Raw genomic sequence first — 14,649 nt, 5'->3', positions numbered from 1 at the left:
CAGCACCACCACCAGCCCTTCGGTGATCATGGGCAGCGCTTGCGCCATTTGCTGGTAGGCAAAACTCGGCTCCAGGTCGAGCAGTCGCCCGGGCGGCTGCTCCTCGACGAAAGTCGCAACGACGTCGACCGCGGCTTCCAGGCGTGCGACGCCGACGACTCCGGACATGGCCTGGTCCATTGCCGTCTTGAAACGGCGGCGCTCGCGCTGCCCCAGCGCGTCGATGAGGTCTTCTTTGGACGCGAAGTAGCGGTAGACGGTGGGCCGTGACACCCTCGCCAGGGTCGCCACGTCGCATACCGACAATTTCCGCGCGCCCGTCCGGAACACCAGCCGCTGAGCCGCATCGAGTATTCGATCGGCCAGATCCCTTTGGTCTGAACCGGATTGGCGTGATTCGGCGATCGACACGATGGCAGCCCTACAGCCGACCAACTTTTCGGAGCCACGGAATCAACAAGCGTAGGCCGTCGTCGAAAGACATCGGGTCGTAGCCGAGGCGCCGCGTGGTGAGGTTGTCCGGTGTTCTGGGCTTGCGCACGGCCTTGGCAGCGGCGGCCGCGATAGTCATCAGGGTCGGCCCGAACTCCGCCGTTAACGCCTCGGGGTTGGAGCGGTAGTCGAGATCTTCGACACGATGGTCGAGGCCGGCAATCTGGCAGGCGCGGTTGATCCCCGCGGCGGTGCTCATGGTGTCCGCCGACTGCCCGATCATGAGGTAGCGCTCTCCGGCAACCCCGCGGTCCAGAGCCGCAATGGAACCCTTCGCGACGTCCGCCCCCGCTACCCACGTCACCGGAAAAGCAAGGTACCGCTTGATCTTTCCGCGCAAGCCGGCCAGCAATACCCGGTTGAAGCTGGTGCGGTGCAGCGCCCTCTCCACGACCAAGCCGGGGCCGAAGATGGCCCCGGGGTGACACGTGAGCACGTCCTGGCCCGCGGCCGCGCGCTTGTGAGCTTCCAGAAATGCGGCCAGCTTCGTGACGGTATACGGATCACCCGGCGGGTTCTCGAGGACCGGCGCCTCTTCGAAGTCGACGCCTCCGTTCAGATCGAGGAAGGTGGCGGTGCTGAGTGCGACCACCCGACGCATTCCGTGCGCGTTCGCCGCATCCAGCACGTTGGTAGTACCGATTGTGTTGACGGCCTTGAAGTCTTCGAGGTCCTGACTGGCCCCGCCCAGCAACGCGGCACAGTGGATCGCCGCGTCGGCGCCCTTGGCCGAGCGCAGCACATCGTCGGCGTCGCTGATGTCGCCCTTGACCAGCTCGACACCGATCTCGGCCAGTGCGGCAGCCTCGTCGGGGTTGCGGACCAGCGCCCGGACTTGGTCACCCCGTGCGATCAACTGCTCGCAAACGTTGCCGCCGGTCTGCCCGGTGGCGCCGGTGACGAAGATCGTGTTGGCCATGCCGGAAGCCCCTTCCTTTACGTAAGCAACATAATACGTAAATATTGTAAACTTTGAACTGGCAATACTCTATGATCCATTTATGGCTCTCGATCCCTCGATGATTCTTCTGACGGACCGCACTGCAGTTGTCACCGGCGGAGGCGCCGGCATTGGGCGGGGCATTGCAGCGGGACTGAAGGCCTTCGGCGCGAAGGTGGCGATCTGGGAACGCACCCCTGAGTCCTGCGCAGCCGCCGCCGAGGAGATCGGCGCGCTGGGCATTCCCACCGACGTCCGGGACAGCGCCGCGGTCGACGCCGCGCTGGCGCAGACGGTAGCCGAACTGGGGCCAGTCACGATTCTGGTCAACAACGCCGGAGGCGTCTTCTGGTCAGGGATCCTCGACACGAGCGAAAACGGCTGGGACGCGCTCTACAAGTCCAACTTGCGCCACGTCTACCTGTGCACCCAGCGAGTGGCCCGCGGCCTCGTCGAGCAGCAACTGCCGGGCAGCATCATCAGCGTCACGTCGATCGAAGGTGTGCGTGCCGCGCCTGGTTACGCGACGTACGCGGCGGCCAAGGCCGGGGTCATCAACTACACCAAAACCGCTGCCCTCGAACTCGCCCCGCACGGCATTCGGGTCAACGCCCTGGCTCCCGACATCACCCTGACCGAAGGGATCAGGCAAATCGCGCCGCCGGGATCCGAGGAGCGGTTCGGCCTCACCGTTCCGATGGGACGCGCCGGCCACGTCGACGAGATGGCAGGCGCAGCAGTATTTCTCGCGTCCGACATGTCCAGCTACATCACCGGCCAGACCATCCACGTCGACGGAGGCACCCACGCCGCCAGCGGCTGGTATCACCATCCGGAGACCGGTGCGTACGCACTCGGACCGACTAACATCTGACTGATGGCGCGCATTGCACCGATCCCGATGGATCAGCTGAGCCCGCAGTCAAGACGAATCGTGGAGGCCGGACTTGCCGGCGGCCTGTATGCCACGCCCGTGCCGTTGCAGATCTTCGCTTATCGCAGTGCACAACTCGCACAGGTCGATATGGCCAGAACCCACCTCGGCGCTGACACGCTGCTGGGCGGCCGGATATTGGAGCTGCTGCGCATACGCAGCGCGCAGCTTGGCGAATGCCAACCCTGCAGCCAATCACGCAAGCACGATTCGATCACCGACGAGGACGTCGCGTGTCTACTCGCGCCGGCGCACGATGCGTTGACCGCGCAGGAACGACTGGCTGTTGAATTCATCGACCTACTGTCCAGCGACCACCACGCGATCGACGACGAGTTCTACCAGCGACTGGGCGAGCACTTCACCGCGGCACAAATCATCGAACTCGGATTCACTTGCGCCTCAGCCGTGGGACTGCATCGCTTCATCCACACCCTCGACGTCTACGGCGAGTCGACTCCGATCATCGAGTACTCCCCCGATCAGGTCGACTCCGCGATGTGATTCGTCACCTCACCTCGCCGAGCGTGGGTGACATGGATGAAATTCGATCGAAACGCCGGTCAGCAGGGCGGCGGATCGGCCTCCCATTCGGTCAACTTCCAACCGTTCGAAGGATTTCCAGTGATCACCACGCGGCCGACGTTCGGCAACGGCTTTCCGGTCAGCAGCGACGGATCCGCATTCCTCACGTTCATGAGCACCCAGACCATGATCGCCACGCTGTGTGAGAATGCGACCGGATTCTGTTCGCCGCTGTCGTAGATGCGTTGCACCGCCTCATTGAACCGCGCCTCGAATTCGTTGCCGTCCACCGAGCCGGGGATCCGCGCGCTGCGATCACCCTGAATCCACCGCCGGGGGGCGGCCCAGTAAGTGTTGGGTGCGTCGGCCTCGGGGATTCCCTCATATTGACCGGCCTCGATTTCTCGCAGCCCGGGCAGCACGTTGATGGGTTCACCCAGCAACTGCGACGTGGGTGTCGCGGTCTGCTGGGTACGGATCATGGTGGAGGCGTAGATGCCGTCGTAATGGTTGGGGGCCAGTTGAGGTGCCGCGAGCGTCGCCTGACACCAGCCCTTGGCGGTGAGTTCTGGACCGGGGGTCGAGGTGTCGATCAAGCCGGACGCATTACCCGCCGACTGGCCGTGTCGCACCAGGGTCAGCGTGATGGAGTGCGGGCCGGCCGCGCGTGCCGAGCCGCAGCCCGCGACCAACAGCGCCAGCACCATCACCGCAGCGAAACGTCGTACCGTCATGGCGATTTCACCGGTGGCAGTTTCACGCGAGCAGTCTAAGGCGCTCTCCCACAGCCCGCACTGCGAAGGCCCTTAGAAGGGGCTGCTGTTGTTCTCCCATTCGGCCAATTCAGGCCGTGGTCCGTAATGGCGGATGTAGTCCTCGTGCATCCTTGCCTGTTTCCTGCGTTGAATCGCGTCCACCAAGTTCGGGTCAAGTCCATGCGCTGCGAGTCGGTGTCGACGCCAAACCTTGTTCAAAGCCAGCGATATCAACAAGGCCCAGATGTAAATAGGTACCGTCATCTCGAGGTGCACATAAGGCGAGGCGGGTAGCAGCCAAAGCGGGGCGAGCACCAGCAGAGGCGGGATTGCGCACCGGATCATGTGCCGTCGCACGGCTCCACCGCCGGCGAGGTCGCGGGCGACCCAGCTGCGCATCGAGTCGGGCAGGTTTCGGCCGTATGAGTAGGTGATGTACTGCCAAAGGTTGGGTTTGGTTGTGGCCATGATGGCTCCTCGGGGTTGAACGGGTCAGGATTGCAATGCGCCGGCCGCCACGGCGGCCGAGTTGATACGGGTGAGCACCTGATGCAGGTTCTCGAGTTCAGCCATGTCGACGCCCAGGCGTGCTACCACGGCGGGCGGGATCTCGAGTGCTCGCTCACGCAATGCGGTTCCGTTTTCGGTGAGCTTCACATCCGTGGCGCGCTCATCAGCGGCGTTTCGGGTACGGGTTATCAGACCCAGTCCCTCCAGACGTTTCAGCATCGGCGACAGCGTGGCCGAATCCAACTGCAATGCCGCGGCAATCTGCTTGACCGACAACGCCATATTGTTGGTGACGCATGTCTTTTGGTGATCCCAGAGCGCCAGCATCACTAGGTACTGCGGATGCGTCAGGCCTAGTGGCTCCAGCAGGGGTCGGTATACCGCCAACACCGCCCGATTGGTGATCGCCAGTGCGAAGCACACCTGTTGTTCGAGGGCAAGCGGATCGGCCTCACGCGCAGTCAATACGGTCATATTTAGATTGTGCCCTAATAGTTTGGGCACTAGCAATGTTGGTTCCGACACACTTCCCAGTCGGCAGGCAATCGTCGGCACGGCAGTCGGGTCATTGATGATGACGACGCGACGACCGGTTAAACCGAATCTCGATATCGTCTGACCGCGGTGCCGGTTCGTCGACGTCGGCGGTGACCCGGACACCCAGCGGGCGTCCGGTGTCGACATCGACGAACGACAGCGGACCCTGGCCGTTTTGCAGATATTTGTCGCCCCACTGCATCAGCGACAGGAACACCGGCAGCAGATCCTCACCCGCCTCGGTCAGCCGGTACTCATCATGGACCCTCTTGCCCGGCTCCTGATACGGCACCCGTGTCACGACCTGCGCCGACTCCAACTGTTTGAGCGCACGCGATATCGCCGGCGCCGAGGTGCCGATCCGCTCCACGAAATCATCGAACCTTGTTGTGCCGTAGAAGCATTCACGAACAACTAGGAATACGGTCTTGGTGCTGAGCAGATCGAGCACCCTCGCCACCGAGCAAGCATCGCCAATCGACCACTTGTGCCGGTCGCGCAGCCGCTTCTCAAACTCCATCGCCACCTCCACATCATAGCTAACGCTTGCATTACTCAGCTAGGCGTGGTTATCTTACTAACGGAATCGATATCCAGCTTGGAAGGAAGCGTAGATGGTTGCAGTTGCGGGCAAGGTGGTCGTGGTGACCGGCGGCCGGCGCGGATTGGGCGCGGCCCTGGTCGACGAGGTGCTCGCGCGAGGGGCACGTAAGGTGTACTCCACCGCACGGACGGCCTACAGCGATGACCGCAAGGAAGTGGTCACCCATCAGCTAGAGGTTCGCTCCACGGATTCGGTTGCCGCACTGGCAGAGATCGCCACCGACGCCGAAATCGTGTTCAACAATGCGGGCGTACTGTTGCCGGAGTCGCTATTGACCGGGAGCTTCGAGCATGTCACCGAAACGTTCGACGTCAACGTGTTCGGGCCGCTGCGGGTAAGCCGGGCATTCGCGCCGATCCTGGCCGCCAACGGTGGCGGCGCCATCGTCAACGTGCATTCGGTGCTGTCCTGGCTGGGCGGCGCCGGCGCGTACGGCGCCTCCAAGGCGGCGATCTGGTCGGTAACGAATTCCCTTCGTGCCGAATTGGAGCGGCAGCACACCCAGGTCGTCGGTGTGCACGCGGGGTTCATCGACACCGATATGGTCTCAGCCATGCCGATGCCGAAGATGACACCGGCCGACGTGGCCAAGCGCATCGTCGACGGGCTGGAAGCGGACGCCGTGGAGGTGCTCACCGACGACATCACCGTCAACGTCAAGGCCGCGCTGTCCGGTCCAGTGGAGCGCTTGACCGTCGCGCTGGCCCACTGAGCTAGAGCATTTACGGGGACCGAGGAGCACTGAACTGCCATGCCACTGTGGACGATTCATTACACGCCAGGGATCTTCAGCGACGAGGAAAAACACCAGTTCGCCGCGCGGATCACCGATCACTACGAGCGGATCGGGTTGCCCCGCTTCTACGTGGTCACGATCTTCAACGAGACACGGCCCGAGGATTTCTATGTCGGCGGGGAACGGACGCCGGTCGGGGTTCGCATCGTCATCGACCACATCGCCCGGCGCGGCTCCGACAAGGAGAGCCGAGAGCAGATCACCCGCTGGCTCAAACGCATCGTGAATCCCCACATGGAAAAGCATGCGGGCCTGCACTGGGAGTTCCACGCCGACGAGACCAGCGAGGACCTCTGGATGATCAACGGGCTGGTGCCTCCCCCGGGCGGCTCGGAGGCTGAAAAAGCCTGGGCGACAGCCAACGTCACGTCCGACTACTGAACTGCCGCTCCGTCACCGGGCTCGATCAGAGTACGCGGCGGGTGAGTGTGCCGACGCGATCGGCGCACACGCACAGCAAGGTAATACCCGTGCCGTCGGGTGCGGTCGACGGTGTAGCTGATCGCCTTCGCGACGCCGTCAGTATCCAAATCCAACCAACGCTCGGTGCGCTGGCGCTCGAATTCGCTCCATGACGCCACGGTGAACCTTTCGAGGAAAGTGTCGGATTGTCCGACACTGTGATACAGCCGCCAGCTGTGGCCACCGGTTCGCAGCCGTGATCGCCTGACGGCGCTCATCGCCTCGATGAAACTTTCGTGGTTGTCGGCTGGAACTCGGTAGCTGACGGCTACCAGCACGGGTCCATCTTGAGGACATGGGTCAAACACGAGCCTCGGTGTCGGCCAGGCAGTGGAAACCTCGACACTCAACTTCCCGGTAGACGGCCGCAAGGGAAGTATGACCACGCTCAGCGCCGCAGCGCCCAGCACCACCGCGGACCAAAGCAGCGCGGTGTCAAGTCCCGCTCGCGTGGCAACGGCACCCCAGAGGTAGGAGCCGATTGCCTGGGATCCCGTGGAGACCAGCAGATACATCGACAACCCGCGGGCCATAACCCATCGCGGCAACGACAACTGCGCTGCCGCGTTCAACGTCGTCAATGTCATCAGCCAGGCCATGCCCGACAACACCAAAAAAGGCGTCGCCGCGGCGAACGGCAGCCAAATCACCGCCAACGTCGCCACACCGTACGCGCCGGCGGAGGCCGCCAGTAGCACGTTGTCCGACACTCGCTGGCGTAAGCGTGCCGCAATCGCGACGGCGAGAACAGAGCCGAAACCGATGGCCCCCAGCGCCACACCATAGCCGGCGGCTCCCAGGTGCCATCTGCGCGCGGCAGCCACCGGCAGCAGTGCTAACAGGGCCGACGCGGGAAACAGGAAAAGGGCTGTGCGGGAAAGGATCCTGCGGAAAATTGGAGCGTTGCCAACATATAGCAGTCCGCTGATGATGGCCTGGCCGACGTGCTCTCGTTCGAGAGGCGCGATTTGCGTGGGCCGGTGCCAGGTCGACAAGGCAACGATTATTCCCACGAACGACAAGGCATTGATCGCGAAGACTGCTGCAGGACCGGCCAATGCGACCGCGACGCCGCCAATTGCCGGTCCGATCGCTCGGGAGGCGTTTGCCGAGACGCTGGCCAGAGTCGCTGCGGCCGGTATCTGCTCGCGCGGGACAACCTCGGGCTGAATCGCCTGCCAGGCCGGTCCGGCTAGCGCAGAAGCGCAGCCAATCGCCACCGTGAACAGCAATAGTGACGTCGGGCCGAGGCGACCGAGGTAGGTAAGCACCGCGAGAGCCAGCGTCACCAGCACCGCGTACGACTGCATAAACAGGAGGAACCGGCGCCGGTCGAACAGGTCGGCGAGCGCTCCGGCGAACAATCCCAAAAGCAGCGTCGGCCCGAGACTCGCCGTCTGCACCAGTGCCACGATTACGTCGCTGCTGTGCCGCTCCACCAAAAACCATTGGGCCGCCACACCTTGCATCCACGTCCCGAGGTTGGACACGACCTGCGCGATAGCTAAGTCGCGGTACAGGCGATTGCGCAACGGCGCCAATGCCGACAGGTGCCCCTCGCCAGCACGCTTCTGACCCGGAGTCACCATTGGACCGATTGTCGACAGCTCACCTGTTCAGCCATTTCGCGACAACCAAGCCGCGCGGCGTCGGCAACTGCAGAACGAGATTGAGCGCTGATATACCGGCAACGCCTTTTCGCGTTGTGCACGGATTGGAAGTCTAAGACACCCGCCCGACGCACCCCATGGATCCTCACCCCGACAATCCCCTGCTCACCTGGTCGCGTCGCCGAACCAACTCGCCCTGAGCGCGCGCTAATGGTTCCATAGACACGGGCAGCTTCTCACGAGAGATCTAAAGTGCGCTCCCAAACGCCGCGCGGCGAAGGGCCCCTTACACTTTCGCCTCCGCGGGGGCTGACCGCGCTTTGGACGAGCCGAACCACAGGCCAGCCGAAACGGTGACACTGATGAGGGTATGCGACGACAATCCGCGCACGATGTGCCGCGGCAGGCTACTCAGAAAGATCATGACCATCGCGATGGTGTGCGCCCTAACGTTCATCGCACCCGCAGCGCCCGCCGCGGCCGACACCAACCAATGCGCACCGGCCGGGCCTGACAGCGCGACCGTGGTGGCCGCAGAGCTAGCCGAGCCCAATGCGGTCGGCCAGGGTGACGATTACACGACGCCTGCCGTCGAGCCGTTGAGCTCGGTGACACCCGGCGATTTGGGACTTCGCACACCCGGTGAACTCACCGTCGGCACGCTGTCGGATGCCCCGCCGTCCGCATGCATCGACGCCACAGGCAAATTCAGCGGTTTCGACAATCAACTGCTGCTTGCCATCGCCGCCAAGCTGGGCCTACAGGTCCGCTTTTTCAGCACAGATTTTTCTGGACTCCTCGCGCAGGTGGCGACCCACCGCTTCGACATCGGCTCGGCCTCGATCCATGCCACCGACAACCGCCGACGCACCGTCGCGTTTACCAACGGCTACGACTTCGGCTACTACTCGCTGGTGGTGCCGCCCGGCTCACCGATCAAGAAATTCAGCGATCTGACTGCCGGCCAGCGCATCGGCGTGGTCCAGGGCACCGTCGAGCAGTCCTACGTCGTCGACACCCTTCACCTACAACCGGTGATATATCCCGGCTTCGCGACCGTGTACTCCAGCCTCAAGATGCGTCAGATCGACGCTTGGGTCGCGCCGTCCACGCTGGCAAGCAATCTGATCAAGCCGGGCGATCCGGCGGTCATTGTCGCGAACGCCTTCAGCCCGAGCAACTACATCGCCTATGCGGTCGCCATGGACAACCAGCCGTTGATCGATGCCCTGAACTCGGGACTGGACGCCATCATCGCGGACGGCACCTGGGCGCGCCTCTACACCCAGTGGGTTCCGCGCAACCTGCCGCCGCGCTGGAAACCCGGGTCCAAAGCCGCCCCGGCGCCGAAATTGCCTAACTTCACTGCAAGCCACCAGCAGAAGCCGGGCCCTGCCGCGCCGAAGTCCATCGGGGCGCAACTGCGCGAGTCGTTCCTCGACTGGGATCTGTACCGGCAGGCGATCCCCATCCTGTTCACCGTGGGTTTGCCAAACACGCTGATCCTGACGAACAGTGCCATCGTCATCGGGTTGGCGGTGGGAATGCTGCTGGCACTCGCAGGAATCTCCCATTCGCGCTGGCTGCGCTGGCCGGCGCGACTGTACACCGATGTGTTCCGCGGTCTTCCCGAAGTGGTGATCATTCTGATGATCGGGATGGGCATCGGGCCGCTGGTGAGCGGGCTGACGAACGATAACCCCCTTCCCCTGGGCATTGCCGCGTTGGGACTCACCGCCGCGGCCTACATCGGCGAGATTCTGCGCTCGGGAATCCAAAGCGTCGAAGCCGGCCAGTTGGAAGCCGCCCGCGCACTCGGATTCGGGTACTGGACGGCAATGCGGTTGGTTATCGTGCCGCAGGGTATCCGCCGGGTACTGCCGGCGCTCGTTAATCAGTTCATCGCGCTGCTCAAAGCCTCAGCGCTGGTGTATTTCCTGGGCTTGGTCGCTCAACAGAGAGAGCTGTTTCAGGTGGGTCGCGACCTCAACGCACAGACCGGCAACCTGTCACCATTGGTGGCGGCCGGTGCTTTCTATCTGATATTGACTGTCCCGCTGACGCATTTGGTGAATTACATCGACGACCGAATGCGCCGAGGTCGTTCTGCCGTTAAGCCGATAGCACCTGCCGACGCATTCAATTAGGCAATGCGCCGCGACGTATGGGCTAATGCCTGGGGGCTGGGAACGGAAACGTCGGCAGTAACGGCCCATGCTTGCTTGTCGACGGCGACGGCGGTTGTGACGACTTCGTCTTCTGCGAGCTGGTTGGTGACGGCTGGTTGGTTCTCGTCGGCTGAGTGTTTGTTGACGGGGGCGGGTAGTACGTCGTAGTCGCCGGCGGGATGAACGATGTCGTCTCGGGCGGCTCAGTAGTCAACGTCTCGCTGGTGGGCGACGGGACTTCCGTCGTGGCTGTGCTGCTCAGCGTGGTAGCGGCCGTAGTCTGCGACGTTTCCGGTTGGCTGGACGTGGTCGTGCTGGGCGAGTTCGTCTTGCGCTGACCCACCAGGCCGAGCGCCAAAACCAGTGCCGCCGCCACGGCGACGCAGGCACCGGCGACCGTCACGATCAGGGCCGTGCGCTTGTACCACGGCAGCTTTCCACGTTCGACCGGGTGGTCGCCGTCCTCCTCCTCGTGGTCCTCAGCAGGTTCAGGAGTTGCTTCCACCACGGGTTCGTCGGTGTGCGCGGGGCCGGTGTAGGGCACCGGTTCCAGTCCCGTACCGCTGGCTTCTGACCAGGCCAGGGCACCGTGAGGAGCCGGTCCTGCTGCGTCAGCGCGTTCCCCGGAGGACTCGGTTGGGGCGGTTTGGGTCGGAGGATTGCCGACAACTGGCGGCGGGGGGCCGGCCATGGGGGGAGGCATAGCGGCCCTCGGCGGAGGTGTGTTGACCCTCCGCGGAGGTGTGTTGACCCTCGGCGGCGGTGTGCTGGCCGTCGGCGGCGGCGTGCTGGCCATCGTCGGCGGCATGTTGGCCATCGTCGGCGGAACGCTGGCAATCGTCGACGGCATCCCGGGCGTTATCGGCGGAACGCTGACGGCGGGGTTCGGCGCCGTGTCAGTGGCCGCCGTCAATTGCCGCCGGGCAAGTATTGCCGCGCCGATGGCGGCGGTGAACGCGGGTTGCGGTGTGGTGAACACCGGAACGTGGAGCCGTTCCGACAGTGCGGTGTTGAGAAATGGGATACTGGCGCCGCCGCCGACGATTGCGACAGCGGCCAGGCTGCCCCGTGGAATCCCGTTGCGCTGCAACGTCTCCTCGACCGAGCTAATGAATCGGTTTGTCGGCTGTGCGATGAGATGCTCAAAGTCCTTGCGGGACAGCCGGATATCCACACCGAAGTCGGCGCCGATAACGGTCTCCTGCACCGTGGACAGTTGTTCTTTGACACGACGGCAATCGCCGGGCGAGAGGCCCGGCAATCCCGTTCGGAGAGCGTCTTTGAGGGAGACGGTACGGGCGTTACCGGCTCTGGTCTGAAGGTGATTAGCGATCAGTTGGTCGATATTGTCGCCGGAGAAGCCGGTTCGGCGGACGGACTGGCCGATCTGTTGTAAGTTCGCGCTCGGTTTGATCAGGGTGACGCTGGCGCCACTTGCGCCGAAATCACACAGCGCCACCACACCGCTCGTGGGGAATCCTGGCTTGCCGTACAGCCCTGCGGCCGCGGCCCTGGCGTCCGAGACCAGCAGGGGCGGCACGCCGTCCGGAGCCAGCTGGGGTTGATCGCGAAACTCGCTACGCAGCGCCGCGGTCTGAGCGTCCGACCAATACGCGGGAACCGCGACGGCGACCGGCGTTCCGTATCCGACCGTACGTGCCATCGCCTCGAGCGCCTGAACCGTCAGCGCCGCGCCCAGGTACCTCGCCCCATCGGCGGCCACCAACGGTGCTCGGTCGCCAACCCGCTCGACGAATCCGCGTATCACCAGGCCGGGTTCGCCCAAATTCGGGTTTTGGTCGGGCAGGCCGACTTCACTCGGGCGTTGCTCGAACAACGTCAGCACCGACCTGCGGCTCACGGGGACACCCCCCTCGCGAGCCGCAACCAGGTTTGCCACCCCGATCGACAACCCGAGCGCCGCGCTCACATCACTTACCTCTGTGTCGGTTGTTCCTCTATGTCGGCTGTTTTGCTGAAGATTTGTCCGAGGTCCTCACCATAGCGTTTGCCGGCGGGCGGTTTTGCCGTGTTCGAGGCGTGGCGGCGGATTGATTGACCCGCCGAGCATGGGTCACAGGGCCGAAAACCGATCAAAACGCGTGCATATCCCCCACGTTTCGACGCGCCTAGCCGCGATACTGAGCCACCACGCCGGCGTATTCGTCGAGCAGTCGCAACGACTCGTCCCGCGGTTGGGTGGGCAAAAACAACGCCAGCTGGCCGAAACCCAAGTCTTCGGCGGCGCGCCAGTAGTCGACCTTGTTGGGCGTGCCGAACATGGCCAGCGGGACGTCGTGGCCGGCGGCGCTGCGGAGCTGGTCGATGCGTTGGGTCAGCCGCTTCACCGGCAGCGGATTGGATATCCAGCCGGCGTCATGCCTAACCACACGCTTGACCGTGGCGTCCGAGTCGCCGCCGATGAAGATCGGTGGATGAGGTTGGCGTACCGGCTTGGGCCTGCTGTAGGACGGGCCGAAGTCTACGTACTTTCCGTGGTACTCCGCGGGTTCGTCGGTCCAGAGCGCCTTGATCGCCTCGATGCGTTCGTCCAGCAGCGCACCGCGTGTCTTCGGGTCGGTGCCGTGATCGCGTAGTTCCTCGATATTCCAGCCGGCGCCGACGCCGAACACGAACCGGCCGCCGGAGATCAGGTCGATGCTCGCGGCTTCCTTGGCCGTTGTGATCGGGTCACGCTGAATCAGCAACGCAATACCGGTGAACAGCTCGATCTTCGACGTCACGGCTGCGGCGGCGGCCAGCGTGACGAACGGGTCGAGAGTGCGGTAATAGGGTTGCGGCAACTCGCCGCCGCCCGGATAGGGCGTTTCGCGGCTGGCCGGGATGTGAGTGTGCTCCGCGACCACCAACGACGCAAATCCGCGCTCTTCAATCGCACGCGCCAGCGACACCGTGTCGATGCTGTCGTCGTTGACGAACGTGGAGATCCCGAACTTCATTGCGCTGCCCCTGTCTGTCGAATTCGCACAACCAGACAACCCGCACCGAACGATCATTCCCGTGTGACGGAACCCGCTGCGACAGAGCAGAATTCACAACATAGTGTTACGGAAGTGCGTGCGGAGCCACCAGGAACTTCTCTCCGGTCGCTCGCTTGACGTATTCGTTGAATGCATCGGGATTGAGCATTCCGGCGAGCGAAACCTCCCGGGTGTAGCCACTCGCGAACGTCGTGGTGAGCTCCGCAGCCACCCGGGCGCGCAGCCGGCCAAAGGTCTCAGCCCCTGCACCCTGGAGGAAGGGAGTGAGCAGCCACCCTCCCACACCCCAGGCCATCCCGAAGTTTCTGGTGAGCACCGTGGGACTGGTGTCGAGTGCGCCGTAGATGTACACCTGCTTGTGGACGCTCGACCCGTAGCGTGAGTACTCCGCCGCGGTTGCGTTGGCCGCCTTCTCCATGCCGTTGAGGATCTGGCTTGCCAGCGTTCCACCGCCGGTGGCGTCAAAAGCAAGCGTCGCGGATGTGGCTTTGAGAGCCTCGACGAGATCGGTCGAGAAGGACGACGATGTCGAGTTGAGGACATGCGTTGCGCCGAGCGACCTCAGCAACTCCTCCTGCTCCGGCTTGCGGACGATATTGACCAGCGGTATCCCGTCTTTCTGGCAGAGCTTGACCAGCATCTGGCCGAGGTTCGATGCCGCGGCGGTATGCACGAGGCCCGAATGCCCTTCGCGGCGCATAGTTTCCGTCATTCCGAGTGCCGTCATCGGGTTGACGAAGGACGATGCGCCGTCCCGCGCTGTGGCCCCCTCGGGCAAGACCAGACACGCGGAAGCGTCGACCGCCCGGTATTGCGTGTACATCCCGCCGCCGGCAATCGCCACCGTCTTTCCGATCAGGGCCTGGGCTGCTTCGGACGTCCCAGCTGCCACCACGGTGCCCGCACCCTCATTTCCCACCGGCAGCGATTGGTCGAGTCGCGCCGACAGCGCTCCTAAGGAGCCGCCTCCGAGAGGGGCGGTGACTACCGGGCGCTCCGGCGTGCCCGCCACCGTCGCAGTAGCCATATCCGCGCTGGCGACGAGAAGGCCCAGGTCGGACGGGTTGATCGGCGAGGCCTCCACACGCACCAACACCTCATTGGCGCCGGGAACTGGAACGGGAACCTCGTGCAGCGAGAGTTCCAGCGTGCCGTCAGACCTCACTAACGATCGCAGCTCTAGGGCAGTATCAGGCAAATTTTCGGCCATGGGGGGTGCCTCGTTCCTATCTCCGACGGATGCTCAGACCATATGAACACAACACTGTGGAAAACCTTCCCCGGTCGCTATCGGCTCCGCTTTTGGCGTCCGCG

The 14,649-nt window shown here is 63.8% G+C and carries 15 protein-coding genes; 5 read left to right on the top strand and 10 right to left on the bottom strand.

Annotated elements, in window-relative coordinates; all coding sequences use genetic code 11:
* Together VML93_RS32995 and VML93_RS32990 are read right to left on the bottom strand one after the other, a co-directional pair.
* On the bottom strand, positions 1-411 hold a 411-nt coding region (locus tag VML93_RS32995; protein ID WP_325617188.1), incomplete at its 3' end, for a helix-turn-helix domain-containing protein.
* Between the two features lie 10 nt (positions 412-421).
* A complete protein-coding gene (locus tag VML93_RS32990) occupies positions 422-1,411 on the bottom strand; it encodes an NAD-dependent epimerase/dehydratase family protein (protein WP_325617186.1) in 990 nt (329 codons plus the stop codon).
* An 82-nt stretch (positions 1,412-1,493) separates the two neighbouring features.
* On the opposite strand from VML93_RS32990, the gene VML93_RS32985 reads away from it, so the two are divergent.
* Entirely contained in the window at positions 1,494-2,306 is an 813-nt protein-coding gene (locus VML93_RS32985) for an SDR family NAD(P)-dependent oxidoreductase (protein WP_325617184.1), read from the top strand.
* Between the two features lie 3 nt (positions 2,307-2,309).
* The gene (locus VML93_RS32980) at positions 2,310-2,870 is read left to right on the top strand and encodes a carboxymuconolactone decarboxylase family protein (RefSeq protein WP_325617182.1); all 561 of its coding nucleotides are present in this window, start codon (positions 2,310-2,312) and stop codon (positions 2,868-2,870) included.
* A 59-nt stretch (positions 2,871-2,929) separates the two neighbouring features.
* Here the strand turns inward: VML93_RS32980 and VML93_RS32975 are convergent, their stop codons facing one another.
* The 4 genes from VML93_RS32975 to VML93_RS32960 form a co-directional block, all read right to left on the bottom strand.
* Positions 2,930-3,625, bottom strand: coding sequence for a histidine phosphatase family protein (locus tag VML93_RS32975; RefSeq protein WP_325617180.1), 696 nt, complete (start codon positions 3,623-3,625; stop codon positions 2,930-2,932).
* A 72-nt stretch (positions 3,626-3,697) separates the two neighbouring features.
* Positions 3,698-4,114: a DUF5313 domain-containing protein gene (locus tag VML93_RS32970; RefSeq protein WP_325617178.1), complete on the bottom strand. Its 417-nt coding sequence runs from the start codon at positions 4,112-4,114 to the stop codon at positions 3,698-3,700.
* A 24-nt stretch (positions 4,115-4,138) separates the two neighbouring features.
* On the bottom strand, positions 4,139-4,630 hold the full coding sequence (locus VML93_RS32965) for a MarR family transcriptional regulator (RefSeq protein ID WP_325617177.1): 492 nt from the start codon (positions 4,628-4,630) through the stop codon (positions 4,139-4,141).
* A gap of 91 nt (positions 4,631-4,721) precedes the next feature.
* Entirely contained in the window at positions 4,722-5,213 is a 492-nt protein-coding gene (locus tag VML93_RS32960; protein WP_325617192.1) for a helix-turn-helix domain-containing protein, read from the bottom strand.
* Between the two features lie 94 nt (positions 5,214-5,307).
* Between VML93_RS32960 and VML93_RS32955 the strand changes: the two genes are divergently transcribed.
* Complete coding sequence (locus VML93_RS32955) at positions 5,308-6,009, top strand: SDR family oxidoreductase (RefSeq protein WP_325617175.1); 702 nt, start codon at positions 5,308-5,310, stop codon at positions 6,007-6,009.
* Between the two features lie 39 nt (positions 6,010-6,048).
* Entirely contained in the window at positions 6,049-6,474 is a 426-nt protein-coding gene (locus VML93_RS32950; RefSeq protein WP_325617173.1) for a tautomerase family protein, read from the top strand.
* Here VML93_RS32950 and VML93_RS32945 read toward each other — a convergent pair.
* A complete protein-coding gene (locus VML93_RS32945) occupies positions 6,468-8,144 on the bottom strand; it encodes an MFS transporter (RefSeq protein WP_325617171.1) in 1,677 nt (558 codons plus the stop codon). The genes VML93_RS32950 and VML93_RS32945 overlap by 7 nt on opposite strands.
* Before the next feature lie 443 nt (positions 8,145-8,587).
* Here VML93_RS32945 and VML93_RS32940 point away from each other — a divergent pair, with 443 nt between their 5' ends.
* On the top strand, positions 8,588-10,312 hold the full coding sequence (locus VML93_RS32940) for an ABC transporter substrate-binding protein/permease (RefSeq protein ID WP_325617190.1): 1,725 nt from the start codon (positions 8,588-8,590) through the stop codon (positions 10,310-10,312).
* Between the two features lie 22 nt (positions 10,313-10,334).
* On the opposite strand, the gene VML93_RS32935 is transcribed toward VML93_RS32940, so the two are convergent.
* From VML93_RS32935 to VML93_RS32925, 3 genes are all read right to left on the bottom strand, one after another.
* Positions 10,335-12,263, bottom strand: a complete 1,929-nt coding sequence (locus tag VML93_RS32935; RefSeq protein WP_325617169.1) for an Hsp70 family protein — start codon at positions 12,261-12,263, stop codon at positions 10,335-10,337.
* Between the two features lie 199 nt (positions 12,264-12,462).
* Positions 12,463-13,293, bottom strand: a complete 831-nt coding sequence (locus VML93_RS32930) for an LLM class F420-dependent oxidoreductase (protein WP_325617167.1) — start codon at positions 13,291-13,293, stop codon at positions 12,463-12,465.
* A gap of 106 nt (positions 13,294-13,399) precedes the next feature.
* Positions 13,400-14,545 carry a zinc-binding dehydrogenase gene (locus VML93_RS32925; protein WP_325617165.1) on the bottom strand — a complete coding sequence of 382 codons (1,146 nt, stop codon included), beginning with the start codon at positions 14,543-14,545 and terminating at the stop codon, positions 13,400-13,402.
* Between the last annotated feature and the right edge of the window lie 104 nt (positions 14,546-14,649).

Origin of the sequence: Mycobacterium sp. (genome assembly GCF_035499775.1) — a bacterium.
In the GTDB taxonomy this organism is placed as follows: Bacteria; Actinomycetota; Actinomycetes; order Mycobacteriales; family Mycobacteriaceae; genus Mycobacterium.
The sequence above is the reverse complement of the archived record's forward strand: the minus strand, read 5'-3'. Positions and strand labels throughout refer to the sequence as shown.

What these genes read in the sequence shown, in the direction of transcription:
- VML93_RS32960 (WP_325617192.1), bottom strand. Translation starts at nt 5,213, where the DNA reads ATGGAGTTTGAGAAGCGGCTGCGCGACCGGCACAAGTGGTCGATTGGC.
- VML93_RS32930 (WP_325617167.1), bottom strand. Translation starts at nt 13,293, where the DNA reads ATGAAGTTCGGGATCTCCACGTTCGTCAACGACGACAGCATCGACACG.
- VML93_RS32940 (WP_325617190.1), top strand. Translation starts at nt 8,588, where the DNA reads ATGACCATCGCGATGGTGTGCGCCCTAACGTTCATCGCACCCGCAGCG.
- VML93_RS32965 (WP_325617177.1), bottom strand. Translation starts at nt 4,630, where the DNA reads ATGACCGTATTGACTGCGCGTGAGGCCGATCCGCTTGCCCTCGAACAA.
- VML93_RS32985 (WP_325617184.1), top strand. Translation starts at nt 1,494, where the DNA reads ATGGCTCTCGATCCCTCGATGATTCTTCTGACGGACCGCACTGCAGTT.
- VML93_RS32925 (WP_325617165.1), bottom strand. Translation starts at nt 14,545, where the DNA reads ATGGCCGAAAATTTGCCTGATACTGCCCTAGAGCTGCGATCGTTAGTG.
- VML93_RS32975 (WP_325617180.1), bottom strand. Translation starts at nt 3,625, where the DNA reads ATGACGGTACGACGTTTCGCTGCGGTGATGGTGCTGGCGCTGTTGGTC.
- VML93_RS32945 (WP_325617171.1), bottom strand. Translation starts at nt 8,144, where the DNA reads ATGGTGACTCCGGGTCAGAAGCGTGCTGGCGAGGGGCACCTGTCGGCA.
- VML93_RS32950 (WP_325617173.1), top strand. Translation starts at nt 6,049, where the DNA reads ATGCCACTGTGGACGATTCATTACACGCCAGGGATCTTCAGCGACGAG.
- VML93_RS32990 (WP_325617186.1), bottom strand. Translation starts at nt 1,411, where the DNA reads ATGGCCAACACGATCTTCGTCACCGGCGCCACCGGGCAGACCGGCGGC.
- VML93_RS32980 (WP_325617182.1), top strand. Translation starts at nt 2,310, where the DNA reads ATGGCGCGCATTGCACCGATCCCGATGGATCAGCTGAGCCCGCAGTCA.
- VML93_RS32970 (WP_325617178.1), bottom strand. Translation starts at nt 4,114, where the DNA reads ATGGCCACAACCAAACCCAACCTTTGGCAGTACATCACCTACTCATAC.
- VML93_RS32955 (WP_325617175.1), top strand. Translation starts at nt 5,308, where the DNA reads ATGGTTGCAGTTGCGGGCAAGGTGGTCGTGGTGACCGGCGGCCGGCGC.